The 18,820-nt window shown below is 67.3% G+C and carries 14 protein-coding genes, 1 tRNA gene and 1 pseudogene; 8 read left to right on the top strand and 8 right to left on the bottom strand.

The window, feature by feature from the left end; all coding sequences use genetic code 11:
• Together ctaD and coxB are read right to left on the bottom strand one after the other, a co-directional pair.
• Positions 1-2,106, bottom strand: a 2,106-nt coding sequence (gene ctaD / locus CCR97_RS06565) for a cytochrome c oxidase subunit I (RefSeq protein WP_201159395.1), incomplete at its 3' end; no start/stop codon positions are given.
• Between the two features lie 82 nt (positions 2,107-2,188).
• Positions 2,189-2,863, bottom strand: coding sequence for a cytochrome c oxidase subunit II (gene coxB, locus CCR97_RS06560; RefSeq protein ID WP_338049059.1), 675 nt, complete (start codon positions 2,861-2,863; stop codon positions 2,189-2,191).
• Positions 2,864-2,953: 90 nt separating this feature from the next.
• Between coxB and CCR97_RS06555 the strand changes: the two genes are divergently transcribed.
• Complete coding sequence (locus tag CCR97_RS06555) at positions 2,954-3,436, top strand: DUF2231 domain-containing protein (protein ID WP_111356490.1); 483 nt, start codon at positions 2,954-2,956, stop codon at positions 3,434-3,436.
• Here the strand turns inward: CCR97_RS06555 and CCR97_RS06550 are convergent.
• Both CCR97_RS06550 and CCR97_RS06545 read right to left on the bottom strand, forming a co-directional pair.
• Positions 3,400-3,945 (bottom strand): CopD family protein, encoded by a 546-nt coding sequence (locus CCR97_RS06550; protein WP_245428779.1) that lies wholly within the window; start codon positions 3,943-3,945, stop codon positions 3,400-3,402. The two genes, CCR97_RS06555 and CCR97_RS06550, sit on opposite strands and share 37 nt — an antisense overlap.
• A gap of 245 nt (positions 3,946-4,190) precedes the next feature.
• Complete coding sequence (locus CCR97_RS06545; RefSeq protein ID WP_170145757.1) at positions 4,191-5,285, bottom strand: PQQ-dependent sugar dehydrogenase; 1,095 nt, start codon at positions 5,283-5,285, stop codon at positions 4,191-4,193.
• 368 nt (positions 5,286-5,653) lie between these two features.
• On the opposite strand from CCR97_RS06545, the gene CCR97_RS06540 reads away from it, so the two are divergent.
• The 7 genes and pseudogenes from CCR97_RS06540 (at position 5,654) to pqqE (ending at position 14,665) form a co-directional block, all read left to right on the top strand.
• Entirely contained in the window at positions 5,654-7,228 is a 1,575-nt protein-coding gene (locus tag CCR97_RS06540; RefSeq protein WP_111356492.1) for a sensor histidine kinase, read from the top strand.
• Between the two features lie 240 nt (positions 7,229-7,468).
• Complete coding sequence (locus CCR97_RS06535) at positions 7,469-8,596, top strand: baeRF11 domain-containing protein (protein WP_111356493.1); 1,128 nt, start codon at positions 7,469-7,471, stop codon at positions 8,594-8,596.
• 162 nt (positions 8,597-8,758) lie between these two features.
• Complete coding sequence (locus CCR97_RS06530) at positions 8,759-11,524, top strand: pyrroloquinoline quinone-dependent dehydrogenase (protein WP_170145758.1); 2,766 nt, start codon at positions 8,759-8,761, stop codon at positions 11,522-11,524.
• Positions 11,521-11,610 (top strand): pyrroloquinoline quinone precursor peptide PqqA, encoded by a 90-nt coding sequence (gene pqqA, locus CCR97_RS06525; protein ID WP_111356495.1) that lies wholly within the window; start codon positions 11,521-11,523, stop codon positions 11,608-11,610. Before CCR97_RS06530 ends, pqqA begins: the two co-directional genes overlap by 4 nt.
• 17 nt (positions 11,611-11,627) lie before the next feature.
• On the top strand, positions 11,628-12,515 hold the full coding sequence (pqqB, locus tag CCR97_RS06520; protein ID WP_111356502.1) for a pyrroloquinoline quinone biosynthesis protein PqqB: 888 nt from the start codon (positions 11,628-11,630) through the stop codon (positions 12,513-12,515).
• Positions 12,512-13,593, top strand: a pseudogene (gene pqqC, locus CCR97_RS06515) (pyrroloquinoline-quinone synthase PqqC). Before pqqB ends, pqqC begins: the two are co-directional and overlap by 4 nt.
• A 1-nt stretch (position 13,594) precedes the next feature.
• Positions 13,595-14,665, top strand: a complete 1,071-nt coding sequence (pqqE, locus tag CCR97_RS06505; protein ID WP_338049058.1) for a pyrroloquinoline quinone biosynthesis protein PqqE — start codon at positions 13,595-13,597, stop codon at positions 14,663-14,665.
• 472 nt (positions 14,666-15,137) lie between these two features.
• On the opposite strand, the gene CCR97_RS06500 is transcribed toward pqqE, so the two are convergent.
• The 4 genes from CCR97_RS06500 to CCR97_RS06485 form a co-directional block, all read right to left on the bottom strand.
• A complete protein-coding gene (locus CCR97_RS06500) occupies positions 15,138-16,412 on the bottom strand; it encodes a hypothetical protein (RefSeq protein ID WP_146618696.1) in 1,275 nt (424 codons plus the stop codon).
• Positions 16,413-16,426: 14 nt separating this feature from the next.
• A complete protein-coding gene (locus tag CCR97_RS06495; RefSeq protein WP_111356498.1) occupies positions 16,427-17,509 on the bottom strand; it encodes a phosphomethylpyrimidine synthase ThiC in 1,083 nt (360 codons plus the stop codon).
• A 119-nt stretch (positions 17,510-17,628) separates the two neighbouring features.
• Positions 17,629-18,435 (bottom strand): tyrosine-type recombinase/integrase, encoded by an 807-nt coding sequence (locus tag CCR97_RS06490; protein ID WP_111356499.1) that lies wholly within the window; start codon positions 18,433-18,435, stop codon positions 17,629-17,631.
• Between the two features lie 149 nt (positions 18,436-18,584).
• Positions 18,585-18,662: transfer RNA gene (locus CCR97_RS06485), tRNA-Pro, on the bottom strand.
• Positions 18,663-18,820: the final 158 nt, after the last annotated feature.

Genomic DNA, 18,820 nt, shown 5'->3' with positions numbered 1-18,820 from the left:
GGCCAGCACCGCGAGCCCGCTCGCGAGATCCGGCGCGAGCCAGGCGGGCGGCGGCCAGTTCGGCGCGACCACCCACAGGAACAGGATCCCGAATCCGAGCGACGCGAAGGCCGTCGCGTCCGCCGTTAGCGCGAGCGCCATGGCCCACAGCGGCGGCGGGCTCGCCGCCTCGGTGTGAGGTAGCGCCGCGGCGCCACGCCCGGCCGGCAACGGGCCGCGGTCGGTCGCCGTGCCGGAGCCTCGGGTCCACCACAGGAACGAGCCGATCGTCGCCGCCGCCGCGATCAGCGCGACGATGTAAGCCTGGAGCAGCACGCCGACGAAGAAGCCGCCGGTGAGGATCGCGCTGATCAGCGGCAGAAAGGTCCGGTTCGGCAGGACGATGATCTGCTCGAGCCGACCCGAGACGACGTCGACGGCGAGCGTCTCCAGGCGGCCGTCGCGCACGAAGCCGAGATAGCCGTCGCCGGCCGCGCAGCGTCGGGCGAGGTCCGGCTCGCTCGCGAGTGGCGCGCGCGAGCCGACATGCGGGAGGGCGGCGAAGTTGTAGCTCGGTGGCGGCAGCGGCACGGCCCAGTCGAGCGTGCCGGCCCGCCAGGGATTTCGCATGGTGCGCGGTCCGTAGCGCGAGTGCATCAGCACGTCGATGGTGAACAGGGCGAAGCCGATCGCCATCACGAAGCCGCCGATCGAGGAGACGAGGTTGAGCCACTCCCATCCCATGCCGTCCGGATAGGTGTAGATGCGGCGCGGCATGCCCATGAGACCGGTCCAGTGCATGCCGAGAAAGGTGAGATTGAAGCCGCCGAAGATCAGCCAAAACACCGTGACGCCGAAGCCGTGCCGCGCCGCCCGACCCGTGAAGCTCGGCAACCAATAGTAGGCAGCCGCCAGCATCGGGAAGACGAAGCCGCCGACCAGCACGTAATGCATGTGGGCGACGACGAAATGAGTGTCGTGGGCCTGCCAGTTGAACGGCACGATCGCCAGCATGATCCCGGTCAACCCGCCAGCCATGAAGACGAAGAAGAAGCCGAGCAGGAACAGCATCGGCACCTCCAGGCGAGGTCGCCCCGAGGTGAGGGTGGCGATCCAGGCGAAGATCTGAACGATCGTCGGCACCGAGACCAGGACGCTCGCGGCCGAGAAGAACGACAGCGCGAGATGCGGGATGCCCACCGTGAACATGTGGTGCACCCACAATCCGAAGCTCAGGAAGGCGAGCGCCACCAGGCTGATCACGATCCAGCTGTAGCCGACGATCTCGCGGCCGGCGAACACCGGCAGGATGGTCGTCACCATGCCGGCCGCCGGGATGAAGATGATGTAGACCTCCGGGTGGCCGAACAGCCAGAACAGGTGCTGCCACAACAGCGGATCGCCGCCGCGCGTCGGGTCGAAGAACGGCAGCCCGAAGGCCCGCTCGGTCTCCAGCAGGATCGAGCCGAGGATCAGGGGCGGGAAGCCGAACAGCATCATGAAGGCGGTGACGAGCAGATACCAGGCCAGCAGCGGCATCTTGTCGAGCGACATGCCGGGGGCGCGCAGCTTCAGCACCGTCGCGATGATCTCGATCGCGGCCGACAGTGCGGAGATCTCGACGAAGGTGATGCCGATCAGCCAGATGTCGGAGTTGATGCCGGGCGAGTAGGGCTTGGAGGAGAGCGGCGTGTACATGAACCAGCCGCTGTCGGGCGCGAGGCCGAGCACGAGGCCGATCAGCAGGATCGAGCCGCCGAACAGGTAGCACCAGTAGCCGTAGGCGCCCATGCGCGGGAACGCCATGTCACGCGCGCCCAGCATCTTGGGCAGCAGATAGAAGGCGAGCCCCTCGAACATCGGGATGGCGAACAGGAACATCATCACGGTGCCGTGCATCGTGAAGATCTGGTTGTACACCTCGGGCCCGACGAAGGCGCTGCGCGGCGTGGCGATCTGGGCGCGGATCAGCATGGCGAGCAGGCCGCCGATCGCGAAGAAGACGAAGGCCGTAACGATGAAGCGGCGCGCCACGATGTTGTGGTTGACGGCGGAGAGTCGGCGGAGCCCCGGTGGCGTTCCCCACACGGCGTCGAGCCGCTTGTGCAGGCCGACGGGCCGCGCCATGTGAAGCTGCTCGTCCACTGGTCCGGGCGTCGTGATCACCGTGTCGCTCAATGTGCGTCTCCGACCCGATCTGCCGCCGGCGTCATCGAGGTGCCGTGCCCGCTGGCGCGGCGCGGACGGCGCCCCGGAGCGCGTCGGCATAGGACTCCTGCGGATGCGCCTGGACGACGAACGGCATGTGCGCATGGCCGGTGCCGCAGAACTCGGCGCATTGCCCCCGGTACGTCCCCGCCGAGGTCGCCGTCAGCCGGACCACGTTCACGTGTCCCGGAATGGCGTCGATCTTGCCGGCGAGCCGCGGCACCCAGAAGCTGTGGATCACGTCGGCGCTCGTGACATGCACGTCGACCGGTCGATCGACCGGGACGTGAACCACCCCGGTCGTGATCACGGGCTCGCCCTCGACGCCCGGATACGCCACGTCCCACTGCCACTGGCGCGCCGTGACATCGATGCGCACGACGGTCGCGGCGCCCGGATGGGCGAGGAGCTGCTCGCCGGCCCACAGCGCGTAGACGAGCAGCGGCGTCAGCACCGCGGCGGGCAGCACCAGCCCGCCGCCGACCAGCCAGACCGTCCACGGCACGGCCGCGCCGATGCCGGGCCGCGCGACGCTGACGAGAACGACCGCCATGGTGGCGACGAACAGCACGGCCGCCCCCGCCATCATCACCCACCACAGGTCCGCGACGAGGGCGGCGGAGCGGCCGGCCGGATCGATGCTCGACAGCGGCCCGGCGCAGCCGGCGAGCGGCACGCCGAGAAGCGCGAGCGCGCAGCATCGCGCGACTCCGAACCCGGGCCCGCCTCCGCGCATTGAGCCCGGCATCGCGCAGCGAGGTTCGCCATGAGCAATCCGGTCATCGAGGACGTCACGCGGCACGCCACCAGCTCGCTGGTCGCGGTCGCCGGTCATCCGATCCACGCCATGCTGGTCACGTTCCCGATCGCGCTCGTGGTCTCGACCCTCGGCTGCGATCTCTTCTACTGGTGGACGGCCGATCCGTTCTGGGGCCGGGCCGGACTGTATGCGAGCGGCTTCGCGTTCTGGCTCGGCATCCTCGCGAGCCTCGCCGGGACGGCCGAGCTCCTGCTCGTCAAAGGCATCCGCAAGCGCGTGGCGAGCTGGATCCACGCGATCGCCGCCATCACGCTGATGTCGATCGTCGGCGCCAACTGGGGTCTGCGCCTGCACGATCCGGACGTCGTGCTGCCGCTCGGGCTCATGGTCTCGCTGCTCGGCCTGGTGTTCGTCGGGCTCGCCGGCTGGCACGGCGGGAAGCTCGTGTTCGATCACGGCATCGGCCTCATGGTGTCCAGCGACGACTGAATGCGGCCGGGTAGGGCGGTCTCGACGACGGCTCTCAATCCGCCGGGCTCGTGCATCCAGGCCGGCAGCATGTCGAGCCCGAGAAGCGGCTTCCCGAGGACCAGGACGAGGATGGCCGCGACCGTCGTGAGGGTGGCCGAGGTGGCGAGGACGCCGCGCCAGGCGGCATAGCGCCCGTCGGGACGGAACACGGCGAGGATGACGTAGCCGTCGCGCATGTGCAGCGCGACCAGGACACCGACCGCGACCAGCTTGGCCATCATCCAGATAGTGAACACCTCGCGCAGGAAGATCAGCGCGGTGCCCGCCACCACGGCGACGAACGCGGCCGGCGACGTCACCCGGATGTAGAGGCGCCGCGTGAACCGCTGCAGATCCTGAAGAGCCTTGCCCTCGACGAGCTGGTTCCGCTGCCGCAGCAGCCCCGGAAGCACCAGCAGGCCGCCGCACCAGACGATCAGTGCGACGATGTGGAGCACCTTCAGCCACGGCACGAGCCACGTCGTCACGATGCACGTCCGACCACAGGCGGCTCCGCGACGGGCGGCGCCGAACATCGCAATGAAGGACATTGCACTGACGAACGATGCACGGCGGCTCCTCGAGGCGGTACGGCGGTAAACGTCCGGGCAGCCGAACCGTCACCCCCGTGCATGGCGTCAAATCGCCACAGACCACGCCGCCGCGGGCGGAGCGACCTGAGTCGCCCGGCGGAGGCGCGCGGGGTCGTGCGCGCTCGGTACGAGCGCACGGATTAGCGGCGCCGATCCGCCGAGCCCGATCCGGTCGGCGTGTCGGCGCGGGTGATCCGCAGGATCTCGCCGTCCTCGTGCTCGGTGACGACCCAGATCGCGCCGTCGCGGTCGACCTGCACGTCGCGGATGCGGCGGTCGAGATCGCGCAGCATCCACTCCTCCTCGCTCACCGTGTCGCCGTCGAGCGCGGTGCGCACGAGGGCGCGCGCCGCGAGCCCGCCATGCAGCATGTGGCCGCGCCACTCCGGGAACATGTCGCCCGTGTAGAAGGCGAGCCCGGACGGCGCGACGGTCCGCTCGAACACATGCACCGGATCCGCCATGTCCTCGACGCCGCGTGCGCCTTTTCCGATCGGCGCGCCGGAATAGTCCACGCCGGCGGTCTGGAACGGCCAGCCGTAGTTCTTGCCGGCCTCGATGCGGTTGATCTCGTCGCCGCCCTTCGGCCCGTGGTCGTTCGCCCAGAGCTGGCCGGTCTCGGGGTGGAAGGCGAGGCCGTGGCTGTTGCGGTTGCCGAGTGCGAAGAGGGTCGGCGCAGCGTCCGGCTGCCCGATGAACGGGTTGTCGTTCGGAACCGCGCCGTCGTCCATCATGCGGATGAAGGCGCCGGCCTCGTCGTCGCGCTTCTGGGCGCGTGAGATGTTCCGCCGCTCGCCGATCGACAGGATGATCGACTTGTCCTGCGGGTGGAACACGAAGCGGCCGCCGAAATGGAGACCGCTCGAGTCGTGCGCCTTCGGCGTGAAGATCACCTCGACGTTCTCGAGGCGCGGCTTGTCGCCCGTCTCGACGAGGCGACCGCGGGCGATCGCGGTGCCGGCGCCTTCCTCGGACGGCTGCGAGAAGCTGAAATAGACGAGCCGGTTGTCGGCGAAGTCGGGATGCAGCGCGACGTGGAAGAGCCCGGCTTGGCTGCGGCCGGTCGGCCCCTTGTAGCGGAAGACCGGCGGCACGCCTTCGACCTGCACCATCTTGCCGTCACGTGTTCCGAGCTGGATGCGGGCGTCGTTGCGTTCGCTCACCAGGAAGCGGCCGTCGGGCATCAGCGCGAGGCCCCAGGGATGCGCCACGCCGGCGATCCGCTCGACCTGCACGCGCGCCTTGTCCGTGTCGACGGTGCGCGCAGAGGACGGAGCCGGCGCCAAAACTCCGGCGACAACCACGGTCGATGCCACCAGCAGGCAAAGCGACGTCTCGTTTGTCCGACAGCGCACCATTGCGGGCTCCTCTGCGATCGCGATTCGAGGATCAAGCGGACGTCGATCTCGCGGTTCCCGGGCGCGTCGTCGCACCATCGGGCCGAGCCGCGGTGCAGTGTCCGATTGAACTCTCTTCAGGGAAAATGCTTCATCGACAGCGGCCGGGCGGCGGGGCGTGTCCTTGTTCGCCCGTGACGGTGAGGGAACACGGATTCCACGACATGCAGGTTCGATCGAGTATGCTCGGCGACGTTTGATCCGTCGTGTCGGGCACGGCGGCCTTCTTCGCCCTGGCGATCCTGCTGACCGGCAGCTTGTTCCTGGCGCTCGACCATCGCGCGACCATGGAGCGCGCCGAGGCGGCGACGCGCGACATGGCGCGCGTGCTGGAGGAGTACGCAAAGCGGGTGTTCGAGATCAACGATCTCGTCCTCGCCAACGTCCTCGCTTACGTGCAAGAACGCGGCGGCGTCGGGGCCCTGCGGGACACACCGGACGCCGGCGTGTTCCTGGCCGGCCTCGCGCAGCGGACCGCCGATGCCGATCATATCCTCGTCGTCGATGCCGAAGGTCGTCGCGTCGCCTCGTCGAGCGAGCGAGGCGCGGCCGGCTTCTCGTTCGGAGATCGCGGCTGGTTCAAGGTTCATCGCGAGTCCGGCATCGACCGCCACGTCGGTAAAGCGATCGTCGACCGCACCACGGGCGACCTCGTCTACACCTACAGCCGCCCGATCGTCGGCGACGACGAACGTCTCGCGGGCGTCGTCCAGACGGCGATGCGGCCGGGCTTTCTCGACGAGCTCATCGCCTCGAGCGATGTCGGCCAGGGGACGGTGCTCGCCATCTGGAGCAGCAGCGGCACGCTGGTCGCGCGCACCGGCCTGTCGAGCGCCCAGGCCGGGCGGACGATCGAGGACACGATCCTGTTTCGGGCCATGGCGCACGAGCCCACCGGCACCTACCGGGCGGTCTCGGTGATCGACGGCGTCGAGCGCATCGTCTCGTTTCGCCGGCTGGAACGATGGCCCGTCGTCGTCACCGCGTCGACCCCGGTCGCCAGCGTGCTCGCTCCCTGGTACCGGCACCTCGCCTGGACCGTCGGCATCTGCGCGATCGTGCTGGTGGCGATCGGCTCGCTGACCGCGCTCGGCTTACGGGCCGGACGTGCCGAGGCCGGGGCACGGGCCGGCCTGGAAGCCGCGCTTCGCGACAAGCACGTGCTGCTGCAGGAAATCCATCATCGGGTGAAGAACAATCTGCAGGTGACGACCAGCCTCATCCGGATGCAGGAGCAGCGTTTCACCGAACCCGCATTCAAGGCGGCGCTGCGCGAGACCCAAGACCGGCTGCACTCGGTCGCCCTCATCCACGAAACCCTCTACCGCGCCGATGCGGGCGCCGAGGTCGACCTCGCCGACTACGTCCCGCGGCTGATCGGTGACGTCGCGGAAGCCTACGGGGCGGCGTCGCGTGGCATCGCCGTGGCGGTGCGGGCCGAGCCGGTGAAGCTCGCGCTGGCGCGCGCCGTACCGGTCGGTCTCGTCGTCACCGAGGTGGTCTCCAACGCCTTCAAGCATGCCTTCCCCGGGGGGCGCGGCGGACAGGTCACGATCGCGGTTCGGCGCGACGGTGACACGATCGAGATCGTCGTGCGTGACGACGGCTGCGGCGCGACGGCGGCGACCGCGACGCCGAAGCACAGCGGACTCGGCACCAAGCTGATCCGCGCCTTCGTCGAGCAGCTCGATGGCCGCTCGGTCGTGACCTGCGACGAAGGGATGGAGTTTCGATTGTCTATTCCAGCCGAGAAGCGTCCCGAAGCGCGAGACGAGCCCTGAAGCGCAACGTCGCCCTGCGAGAAGCGCTCGTCTTCGGCGACCATCGAAAGACCAGCGGGTTTGTCGTGACGCAAAACGACGCGTGGACATTCGCCGCAACGCCGCGACTGCCGTCTGATCACGTGTGCGCAGTTGACGCATGCCCCACCGGGTGAGCGCCAGAACCATTTTCCCCAGCGCCCGTTACCTATGGGACCGTGACGTCATCGCCGCCGCCGGCGCCTGAAACCGGAATCCGTCATGCTGCATGTCGACCTGCCGACCAAATCGGAGCTGGAGACGCTCGTCGCGGCGCGGTCGGAGGCCTGCGTCTCGATCTATCTGCCGACCCACCCGGTGACGCAGCACATGGATGTCGATCGCCTCGAATTCCGCAGCCTCGCCGAGCGAGCTGTCGCTCAGGTGCGGGATCGCGACGCAGCTGGCGACCGCCGCCGTGCCGCCGCGCTGGAGGATCTGTTCCGTGCCTTGGCCGACGACCCCGTCTTCTGGCGTTACCAGGCGACGAGCCTCGCGGTGCTCGCCACGCCCGACACGTTGCGGACCTACCGCCTGCCGTCCCGCCTGCGGAAGATCAGCGCGGTGAGCGATCGTTTTCATCTGCGGCCGATGCTCCGCGCGGTCAGCTTTCCCGGCGTCGTGCTCGTCCTCGCCTTTGCGCAAAACAGTGTGCGGCTCGTCGAGGTGAGCCCCGATGGTCCCGCGAGGGAGATCGCCGTTCCGGATCTCCCGGCCGCCATCGACGATCTCGCCCGCACGGCCGGCGACGATCCAGACGCTCCGGCAAGAGCGGCTGGCGGCGAGGCCCGCAAGACGCTGATCACGAAATACGCTCGCGCTGTCGATCGCGCCGTCCAGACCGTCGTCGCCGGACGGACCGTGCCGCTGATCCTCGCCTGCGTCGATTACCTCGTGCCGATCTACCGGTCGGTCGCATCCTCTCCGAGTCTCCTGGACGAGGTGATCGTTGGGAATCCCGAGCATTTGTCGGCGCAGGAGCTGGCCCAGCGGGCGCGCGACGTTCTGCGGGGGCAGGATGCGAGATACGTCGCGGACATCCGCGAGCGCTTCGGGCGCTGGCACGCGACGGGTCGCGCCTCCGCCGACCTCTCCCATGTCGCCCGCGCGGCGACCGTGGGCGCGGTCGAGACGCTGCTGTTCGACATCGACGGCGCGACCTGGGGGCATGTCGACCCGGATACGGGAGCCATCCGGGTCGACGGCACGCCGAGCGCGTCGAGCTACGACATCGTCGACGAGACGATTGGCCGGACCATCCTGACCGGCGGCACGGTCCTCGGTGTCCGGCGTCCCGATCTGCCGGACGGCAACTCGCCCGTCGCGGCGCTGCTGAGATTTGCGGCGTGAACGCCCGACCCGATCGATCCCGCCGCGTGCGGGCCTCCTCCGACCCGGTATTGCGCCGGCAGGACTGATCCCTGTTCGACTGGTCGAAGCGCGGTGTCGCAAAACGGACGACCGGCCGACGGTGTTCATCTGGCGGACGAACCAACAATGCGAGGAGATCGAATGGACCGCATGGCGACGGCTGGGCACTGGGCCTGGCGATGGGTCTATCTGATCGTGGCGTCGCTGCTGGCGCTCCTCGGACTCGCGACCGCGGCCCTCGGCGTCCACCTCGTGACCCTCGGCGGGACGGCGTATTACGTGATCGCCGGCCTGCTTCTGCTCGCCGGTGGCGTGCTCGCCTGGATGCGGCGAGAGCGGCTCGCCTTGCTCGCCTTCGCGTCGGCGCTGCTGCTCACGCTCGCCTGGTCGCTCTACGAGATCGCCGGCAAGGGCTGGATGCCGGCCTGGGGCTTCGATCTCGCCGGCCGCCTGGGCGTCGTGACAGGACTGGTCGTCGCCGCGGCGATCGCCTTCGTGCTGTGGCGGACGCCGCCGCGCAGCGTCTGGCGGCGCGCCACCGTCGTCGGTGTCACGGCCGCGGTCGTCGCCCTCGTGGCCGTCGTGGCGGTCCACTGGGAGCGCACCGAGGAGGTGGCCGCCGCGCCGGCGGAGACTACGGGCGTCGGGATCGCCGAGCCGCCGGCCGAAGGCGACACGGCCGCGCCGGCGCGCGATGCCGGTCGCGAGTGGCCCGCTTTCGGCGGCACGACGCTCGGGCGGCGCTACTCGACCCTGTCGCAGATCCACGCCGGCAATGTGAGCGGGCTGCGCGAGGCGTGGACGTTCCGCAGTGGTGATCTCAATCCGGGCGAGGGCCGCGTCTTCTACTCGTCGCAGAACACGCCGATCAAGGCCGGCGATCTCATCTACACCTGCACCAGCAGCAATCAGGTCCACGCCCTCGATCCGGGGACCGGCGAGGTGCGCTGGCACTTCGACCCGCAGGTCCCGTCGCGCACCATGGAGTCGCTGTTCAGCGCCGCGTGCCGCGCGGTCGCCTATTTCGACGACGGCGATCCGGCCGGCCGGCCTGAGGCGGTCGACCGGATGCCGGCGGTTCCGGGCGTGATGGGGCCGCTGCCGCGCGGCGGCAGCAACTGCCATCGCCGCGTCTATGTCGCCACCGCGGACGGGCGCTTGATCGCGCTCGACGCGGTCGGGGGCTTCGTCTGCCGCGACTTCGGCGAGAGCGGCACCGTCGATCTCACCGAAGGCATGGGCCTGCGCGAGAGCGGCTTCGCCTCCAACACCTCGGGCGCGACGGTCGCCGGCGGTCTGCTGATCGTCGGCCAGCAGGTCAGCGACAACCAGCGCCGCGACGCGCCCTCCGGCGTGGTGCGCGCCTATGACGCCCGGACGGGCGCGCTGCGCTGGGCCTGGGACGCGCTGCGCCCCGACCCGCAGGCGCCGCTGGCGCCGGGCGAGATCTATCCGCGCGGCACGCCCAATGTCTGGAACGTCGTCTCGGCCGACGAGTCGCTCGGCCTCGCGTTCCTCGGCACCGGCAATGCGGGCGCCGACCACTGGGGTGGCAACCGCACCGCCGAGGAGGACCGCTTCACCGCGGCCGTGGTCGCGGTCGATCTCGCGACCGGCGTCACGCGCTGGTCGTTCACCACGGTCGAGCACGATCTCTGGGACTACGACCTCGGCGCCCAGCCGATGCTGGTCGACGTGCCGGTCGACGGCGCGATGCGCCGCGCCGTGCTGCAGGGGACGAAGGGCGGCGACCTGTTTCTCCTTGACGCTGCGACGGGTGAGCCGCTGCGCCAGGTGCTCCACCAGGCGGTGCCGCAGGAGGGCAAGCTGCCCGGCGAGCGCCTCTCGCCGACGCAGCCGCGCTCGGTCTTCTACCCCAATCTCGGCGGCGTGCCGGGGCCGACGCCGGAGCGCATCGACGGCCGCCACATCTGGGGCCTCACGCCGATCGACGCCGCGCTGTGCCGCATCGGCTTTCACTCCCGCCGCTATGACGGCATGTTCACGCCGCCCACCGTCGATGCGAAAGGCATGGTGCTGCTGCCCGGCACGGTCGGCGGCATGAACTGGGGCGGGCTTGGCTTCGATCCGGTGCGCCGGCTGGTCGTCGCCAACTACTCGCGGCTGCCGAACATCGTCGACATGACGCCGCGCGCCGAGGTCCAGGACCGGCCGGTGGGCTCCGGCGGGGCGCGTCCGGACCAGCCGATCGCGCCGCATTCGGGCACGCCGTTCGGCGTGAACCGTCCGATGTGGCTGTCGATCCTGAACGTGCCCTGCCTGGCGCCGCCGTGGGGCTTCATCGCCGCCACCAACATCGACACCGGCGAGCTCGTCTGGTCGAAGCCGCTCGGCACCGGCTTCGATGCCGGGCCGCTGGGCATCCCGACGCGCGTCAAGATCACCATGGGCACGGCGAATCTCGGCGGCCCGCTGATGACGGCGGGCGGGCTGACCTTCATCGCCGCCGCCCAGGACAATTTCCTGCGCGCCTTCGAGACCACGACCGGCCGCCTGCTGTGGGAAGCCCGGCTGCCGGCCGGCGGCCAGGCCGGCGTGATGAGCTACGAGCACGACGGACGGCAATATGTCGCCATCACGGCGACCGGACATGCGCGCTTCGAGACGACCCAGGGCGATTATCTGAAGGTCTACGCGCTCGACGACGGAAAGCCCGATCTCACCGGCGCGCCGGCGCGAGCGCAGTTCCGGCAGCTCGCCGGAGCGGGAGAACGAAGGGCCGTGACCGAGCGGCCCGGCGATCGACCGCGGCCCTGTGAGCAGGTCGATCCGCGCCGGAGCGAACCCGGCACCGGAACCGGGGTCGGGGTTTCGTTGTTGCGATTCGATTGCCGCGGCGGCCGGTCGGCTCCGGCCGCATACACCACGAGAGGACCACGATCATGACTTCCAAGACTGCCTGGACGACGCCGCGCTTCGTCGAGATCTGCATCGGCCTCGAGATCAACGGCTATCTGCCGCCCGAAATCTGAGCGAAGGCGTGCCGGGGCTGACCGCGATCGTGCTCGGCTCGGCCGCGGGCGGCGGCGTGCCGCAGTGGAACTGCCGCTGCCGTGTTTGTGCGGCGGCGCGCGAGGGAAGGGTGCGGCCGCGCACCCAGACCTCGGTCGCGGTGACGGCCGACGGCGATGCCTGGATGCTGCTCAACGCTTCGCCCGATCTGCGCGCGCAGATTCTGGCGACTCCGGCGCTGGCGCCGCGCGACGGCGAGGGTCTGCGCGACAGCCCGATCGCCGCCGTGGCCCTGACCGGTGCCGAGATCGACCAGATGGCGGGCCTTCTCCACATGCGCGAGGGGCACGGCTTCGACTTGTTCGCCGACGCGGCGACGCTGGCCGCGCTCGACGCCAACCCGATGTTCGATGCGCTTCCGGCCGACCGCGTGGCGCGCCGAGCCCTGCCGGCGCCCGGGCGCGTCGCCGGCCCGGGCGGCCTCGTGATCGAGAGCTTTCCGGTTCCGGGCAAGCGGCCGCTCTACCTCGAGGGCGATGACGCGGACACGGCATCGGACGTGATCGGCGTGATCGTCGCGGCGCATGGCCGAAAGCTCGCCTTCGTGCCCGAGATCGCCGCGGTCACGCCGATCGTTCGCGAGGCGCTGGCGGCGGTCGACCTGGTGCTCCTCGACGGCACCGTGTTCACCGACGACGAGATGATCACGACTGGAACCGGACGAAAGACCGGGCGACGGATGGGACACATGCCGATCGCCGGGCCGGACGGCTCGCTCGCCGCACTCGCGGGGCTCTCCGGCCGCCGTGTCTATCTCCACATCAACAACACCAATCCGATCCTGATCGAGGACTCGGCCGAGCGTCGCACCGTGGAGCGAGCAGGCTGGCAGGTCGCGCATGATGGCCTGGAGATCGTGCCGTGACGGCGCTGTCGCCCGATGCGTTCGAGGCCGCGCTGCGTGACATCGGCGCGCGTCGTTATCACGATCGCCATCCATTCCACCGGATGCTGCACGGCGGCCGTTGCAGTCGCGGGCAGGTCCAGGCCTGGGCGCTCAACCGCTACTGCTACCAGGCCGTGATCCCGCTCAAGGACGCCGCCCTGATCGCCCGCTGCGACGACCCGGCGGTGCGGCGGGTCTGGCGCAGCCGGCTGGTCGATCACGACGGCGGCAGCGAAAACCAGGAGGGCGAGGGTGGCGACGAACGAGGAGGCGAGGGCGGTCTCGCCCGCTGGCTGATGCTGACCGACGGCCTCGGCCTCGCCCGCGAGACCGTCGTCTCGCAGACGTAGGCGTTGCCGGCGAGCCGGTTCGCGGCCCTCGCCTATCTGGATTTCGTCCGCAGCCGGTCGCTCCTGGAGGCGATCGCGTCTTCGCTCACCGAGCTGTTCTCGCCCGTCGTCATCGGCGAGCGCATCGACGGCATGCTGAAGCACTACGACTTCGTGACGCCGGAGACCCTCGCCTACTTCCAGGCGCGGCCGCCGCAGGCGTCGCGCGACAGCGCGTTCGCGCTTCGCTACGTCAAGGCGCACGCGACCACGCCGGTGCTGCAGCGGCAGGTCCAGGACGCGCTGGTGTTCAAGTGCGAGGTGCTGTGGACAATGCTCGACGCGCTCTACGCGGCCTATGTGACTCCGGGCCACATCCCGCCCGACGCCTTCGTGCCGGAGGCCCGTGACACCGGCGCTTCCGTCGTCGCGGAGGCGAGATGACGGAGGAGCGCACGGTTCCGGCGGATGCGCGGCCGCGGCTCGCCCGCGGCGTGCGGCTGACGAGCAGCGCGGCGCATGGCGGCCCGGTGCTGCTCGCGCCCGAGCGGATTCTGAAGCTCGACCCCGTCGCCGCCGACATCCTCGGGCGTTGCGACGGCAGTGCGACCATGACCGAGCTCGTCGACGCCCTTGCGAGCCTCTATCAGGCCCCGCGCGAAAGGATCGCGGGCGATGTCGCGACGCTGCTGCGGGCGCTCGCCGACAAGCACCTCGTGGATCTGTGACGTGGACACCCTGCCGGCGCCGCTGGGGCTGCTCGCGGAGCTGACGCATCGCTGTCCGCTCGGCTGCCCCTACTGCTCCAACCCGCTCGCGCTCGAGCCGCGCGCCGACGAGCTCGACACCGCGACCTGGCGCCGGGTCTTTCACGAGGCTGGGGCGCTCGGTGTTCTCCAGCTCCATCTGTCGGGCGGGGAGCCGGCGCTCCGTCCCGATCTGGTCGACCTCGTCGCCGCCGCAAGGGCGGCCGGCCTCTATACCAACCTGATCACGTCGGCGGTCGGTCTCACCGAGCAGCGGCTCGCCGCGCTCGTCGCGGCCGGCCTCGATCACGTCCAGGTCTCGATCCAGGACGTCGACCCGGGCGAGGCGGATCGCATCGCCCGCCGGCCGGGGGCGTTCGCGCGCAAGCGCCGGCTCGCCGAGGAAGCCGTCCGGCTCGGCCTGCCGCTCACCGTGAATTGCGTGATCCACCGCGGCAATATCGGCCGCATTCCGGCGATCGTCGGGCTCGCCGCGGCGCTCGGTGCCGGACGCGTCGAGATCGCCCACGCGCAGTATCACGGCTGGGCGCTGGCCAACCGCTCCGCCCTGATGCCGACGCCCGATCAGGTCGCCGCCGCTCGCGTCGCGCTCGAGGCGGCGCGCGAGGCCGTGCGCGGCCGTCTGATCGTCGAGGCCGTGATGCCGGACCACCACGCCGGCCTGGCGAAGCCGTGCCTCGGCGGCTGGGGGCGCCGGTCGCTGAACGTGACGCCGTCCGGCCTGGTGCTGCCGTGCCATGCCGCGCAGACCATTCCGGGGCTGGCGTTCTGGTCGGTGCGCGACCAGCCGCTCGACCGCATCTGGCGGGCGTCGCCGGCCTTCGCGGCGTTCCGCGGCACCGACTGGATGCGCGAGCCGTGCGCGAGCTGCGCGTGGCGCGACCGCGACTTCGGCGGCTGCCGGTGCCAGGCGCTCGCGCTCACCGGCGACGCGCGTGCCACCGATCCGGCCTGCCGGCTCTCGCCGCACCACGCCATCGTCGCCGACCTCGCCACGGGAACCGACGACGCCCCGATCCGCTGGCGCGGCTGATCCCGCTCGCGCCGGATTCGGCCGGGGCGGCGCTTACCGCCGTTCTCCCCGGCTCGTCGCGTCGACGGCAGTCGCTCTCGCACCGGACAATCTGGCGAACGCCGTTAAAGAGGTCTCGGGACTCTGCGTCCCGAGTTCGGGGCTTTGGGGTCGTTTCGTTCTGTGTTGTTCGCGCGCCGCGTCCCGCCGCCGGCGCGAATTCGATAATCAAATCAATGGGGTTGATGGTCGGAGCGGAGAGATTTGAACTCTCGACCCCCAGTCCCCCAGACGGGACAACGTGTTCAAAACAATGCTACGCAACCAATGGGTTGGGGTTAGGGGCGTGGTTTCTTCGGGACTGATTTCGGGAGTTTAGTTCGCCGGCTGTCCGGATCGGCATTTTAATCGTCCTAGGCGGGAGGACTACAGTTCGCGGTTGACTGAAAGAGCGTCGGCGTGGGCGCATCCGCGCGAGCTGACGGCGATGTGGTTATATTAAGCCAATTTCATGGACATACCGCTTAAGATTTGCCCTTAAGCGCAGCGCATCGAAAAAAGGCAGTGCCTCGATTACGCTATAACCTGTCTGCGCTACTGTTCGTGCAGCGCTAAACGATCGCATTGGATCTGCGCCAAACGGCGCGCCCACTGCAACGCCTGCGACGCCGGCGATCATTGAATCGTATTTTCTGTCGGGGAGTTTCGAAATGGGGTCCAAAATACTCCATTCGTTGTCTCGTAGCAGGCTCCAGCTCAGTCTTCTCTTTGCCTCCCAGAACGTGGGCAAGCCAGTACTTTCTTGCCATTGATATAGTTGGTCCGTTAGATGCTCTCGATAGTAAAGGGCGAATAATCGAAGTGGGTTGTACGTCGTACAAATTTGGCTAATCTTAGATTCTGAAATGGAAATCCAAGAGCTCTGCTTGACGCCGATCGTGTTTAGGACCTCTGCAAATAGATACGGATTCATGGGGCTAACGCTCCAACGGTGAATCACGGGTAGTTCGGACTGGCTCGGCATTACAGAGAATAATGTAGAGCTAGTGAAAAGCGAGGCTCGGTGAGCTAGGCCGTTTGCTAATTGATAGAGAGCCGTCGTCCGGGCCAGGGCGGCATTCAGCGATCCAACTTGTAATCCAGATTTAACAAGTTCATCCTCAATGGTTGCGCGGCTGAAATGGCCCCGATAACTTCGTTCGGCTAACGAAAGCATGTGATAGTCTGTAAGGTTGCGGCCTCTGCAGCTGAAGGGAGCTGAGAAGCCAACAGCGGAAACCTGTCGAATGCTTCTTCTATCTCTGAGAGCCTCGGTGTCTTTCAAAACCAAAGCTTTGAACTCGGTTTCCACGCTGCCGTACCGAGGAACAACGCGTATCTTGGGACCAATAAGGCTTCTCCAATCAAGAGCGCTGGCGCCTGGTTGCTCCGCAGCAAAGGCGCTGTTTGGTCTTAGATTAAGGGCCTTTGGAAGGGAGGTGTCAGCCTCGCGTTCTCGAAAATAATCATCCGCCGTTTGCATGCCGGGCCGGCTTGTTAAGCTTGGGCCAATCGAAGGGTCGTCAAATGCTGCTTGATAGCTTGTGACGACCGATAGAGACGGTTGAGATTGCCAGAGAAACGGTGTTCCTAGGAACGTTCTAAAGCCCATTATAGATAAAACAACAACCTCGAAGATAAGTCGCTTCTCTGCTGTAGGGTCGCTATGTTGTGCTGCATTGTCTGCTGTTCCCATATAAATGGGAGCTTGCGTGTTGGGGTACAGCATTAGCTGAATCCATTTCAGCCTGAAGGATAATTAGAATGGATGAGCGGGCAGATCTTTTCACACCTGGTGCACCCTGCCGACGCGCTGTCCAGAACGCAACTTTGTCGATCGGCGCGTCGGTCCGCAATGACTTGCTCTTCGTGAAAGGCGTCTTGGCAGTAGTTCAAGGATGCAGCCTGTGCAGCTATTAGCGCGGCCTGTAAGCCCGCAAAGGTGTGATGGAAACTTGGGACTCCACCTTGATGCTCAACTGCGGTAATTGCGTTTATGATGCCGCCTTGGCTAAGACTCATTAAGTAGGCCACGTTAATAGAACTTGAAATGTGGTCTCCCACAGGAAAACGGTCAGTTACAATTGGGCCAAGTGGCATTGGTGAAACGTTAAGTGGTTCGATCAGCTGCCAATATTCAGTCAACTGCCCTAATGGGATGTGACCTGGCCCCTCAAGCACAATCTGTATTCCCTTGCTTCTTGCGCGATCAATGTATTCCGTTTGAATTATTAGCTCCTCTTTCACAACCTCATCTAATCCATCGGCAACGGACGCGGACCGGAAAGCGGTTCCGAGATTTACGACGGTGCCGGTTTGTTGGGCCACGTCACATATTTCATCAAACATCTTGGAGTAGATGTTTTCGCTGCGTCTATTGATCAGCATATCGCGGATGACAATGCTCCCTCCGCGGCTTGTGACTGGAGTTTTCCTTTTCTGTCGTGCAAGCTCCATTAGCTGATGAGTCGGGGAACAATGAACAGTGATGAAGTTGATGCCTGACGAAGTGACTGACTTAATGCGTTCGAGGAGAGAGTCTTCGCAAAGTCCGTGTGTATCAGAGAACAATAGATAGTGTGGCAAAATACCAATTGGACCATCAAATATATTACGAATATGCACCCACGGTTCTGGGGCGGTTTTGTGAACGCTTAAGTCCATCAACAGGTCAGGGCGAAGCTCCCTAGCTAATATTCGTGCGACTTTTTCTCTCTCTCTTGAGGTGGCTGTTGGCTTCTCGACCCCAAAACTGAGGTTCACGCGAACGGGTAAGCCCCTTCCGACCTTCAATCTATTGGGCGAATTGTAAATAACTTCGGCCATTCCGGAATCTCTGTGTGGTTTTTGTCCTCTCGTATATGATGAATAGGTTGGCTCTGTCTACCCGGCGTTGAAGAAAAAAGTTCAATGCAGCCCGCCGCTGCAGGGACGGATACCGGCAGTTAGCTCGCGTTGGAGGAGGTAGCTCGCCATTTTGGCATCCTACGACGAGTGCCAGGTTGCCGTCGCCGATCCGCCTTTTCCATCCCGGCCCGCAACTCGTCGTCAAGAACGTGGGCGTACTTCGTCGTGGTCTCGATCCGGGCGTGGTGGAGCGCATTATGGACCAGCTTCAGGTTTCCGGTGGCGCGGAGCAGGCTAGTTGCGAAGGTGTGGCGGTTGTCGTGCCAGCGATAGTCGGCGACGCCGGCCTTCTTCCGGCAGCGGCGCCAGTGGGCCTTCAAGCCCTGGATGGTGATTGGGCGGCGCTCGCCGCGACAGCGGTCTGCGCGAGTGCGCTTAACGCGATAGGTGAACACGAACTCGGCGTGGTGGTCCTTCCGTGACATCAGCATGCGGCGCATGGTCGTGGTCATCGGCATGCGGATCGTCTTGCCGCCTTTGCCGACCGTGATCACCACGCCGGCGGCGAAGTCCACCTGCGACCACCTGAGCAGGCTTTCCCGCATGCGAAGTCCGGAGGCGATCGAGAAGGCGCGGAGCACCTCGTAGTCCGGGTCCATCACGGCCGTGAGGGCCTGGTCCTCGTCCTGGCGCAGTTCGCGGATGCGCTCTTCGGGCTCGCGCAACATGTGCTGACGCCAGTGCGGCTCCTTCGGCAGCGGGATGCGCCACACCTTGCGGCCGCGGGTGAAGATGCGTTGGAGAACCTGCGTGGTGGAGCGGTTGACGGTGGCCGGTGCGATCAGCGGTGCCTTGGCGGCGAGCTTGCGGCACTGGCCGCGGCGCCAGGCGACCAGCTTCGCCACGTCGTTGTCGTCGATGTCGGCGAGCTGCCGGGACTATTCCGGGCACTCTGTGTCCCGAATTCGGGGCTTTGGGGCCGTTTCGTTCTGTGTTGTTCGCGCGCCGCGTCCCGCCGGCTGCGCCAATTCGAGAACAATATCAACGGGGTTGATGGTCGGAGCGGAGAGATTTGAACTCTCGACCCCCAGTCCCCCAGACTGGTGCGCTAACCGGGCTGCGCTACGCTCCGAGCGGCGCGGACTATAGAGAGGCGGTCGGGCTGGCGCAACCGGTCCGGACGTCTCGTCGGCGGGCTGCGGGGCCGGTCTGCACGGCGCGGGCCGGGGGCGACCAAGCCGGGGGGCGACCAGGGCAGCGGGCGAGCAGCGGGCGGCCCGGAACGCCCGG

This window comes from Rhodoplanes elegans (assembly GCF_016653355.1).
In the GTDB taxonomy this organism is placed as follows: Bacteria; Pseudomonadota; Alphaproteobacteria; order Rhizobiales; family Xanthobacteraceae; genus Rhodoplanes; species Rhodoplanes elegans.
The sequence above is the reverse complement of the archived record's forward strand: the minus strand, read 5'-3'. Positions and strand labels throughout refer to the sequence as shown.

Coding starts and splice junctions, on each gene's coding strand:
- CCR97_RS06555 (WP_111356490.1), top strand. CDS start 2,954: ATGAGCAATCCGGTCATCGAGGACGTCACGCGGCACGCCACCAGCTCG.
- CCR97_RS06535 (WP_111356493.1), top strand. CDS start 7,469: ATGCTGCATGTCGACCTGCCGACCAAATCGGAGCTGGAGACGCTCGTC.
- CCR97_RS06530 (WP_170145758.1), top strand. CDS start 8,759: ATGGACCGCATGGCGACGGCTGGGCACTGGGCCTGGCGATGGGTCTAT.
- pqqA (WP_111356495.1), top strand. CDS start 11,521: ATGACTTCCAAGACTGCCTGGACGACGCCGCGCTTCGTCGAGATCTGC.
- CCR97_RS06500 (WP_146618696.1), bottom strand. CDS start 16,412: ATGCTGTACCCCAACACGCAAGCTCCCATTTATATGGGAACAGCAGAC.
- CCR97_RS06495 (WP_111356498.1), bottom strand. CDS start 17,509: ATGGCCGAAGTTATTTACAATTCGCCCAATAGATTGAAGGTCGGAAGG.